The organism is Pseudomonas sp. SIMBA_067, assembly GCF_046534675.1.
Taxonomy (GTDB): Bacteria; Pseudomonadota; Gammaproteobacteria; order Pseudomonadales; family Pseudomonadaceae; genus Aquipseudomonas; species Aquipseudomonas putida.
Genome location: NZ_JAWRYH010000290.1, coordinates 1 through 279, shown reverse-complemented (window position 1 = coordinate 279; position 279 = coordinate 1). Strand labels below are relative to the sequence as shown.

Here is a 279-nt window from a genome sequence, read left to right as displayed (position 1 = left end):
CCCAAGCAAAGCCGATGTCATGCCTGATGCCGTACCTCGTAATGCAATGCCCCCTGCACTCACTGGGTACAGGAGGCTGTAGAAAAGATCGGCAACCATCGCCCCGATCGACGCCCCTCCTGCCCCTGTAGCGGCCAGGACATTGCTGCCGATGGCACGTTCGAGCGCCTTGATTCGCCCCAGCTCAGGCCCTGTGCAGTCGACCGCATGCAGTTTTGTGAACCAGGCAATGGCTGCGGGTAGCTGGGTCAGGGCTGATTTCCCCGCGCCGCTGCCAAC

At 62.0% G+C, this 279-nt stretch carries 1 protein-coding gene; it reads right to left on the bottom strand.

Annotated elements, in window-relative coordinates:
* On the bottom strand, window positions 1–279 hold a 279-nt coding region (locus tag SB765_RS29135), incomplete at both ends, for a hypothetical protein (protein WP_410932420.1).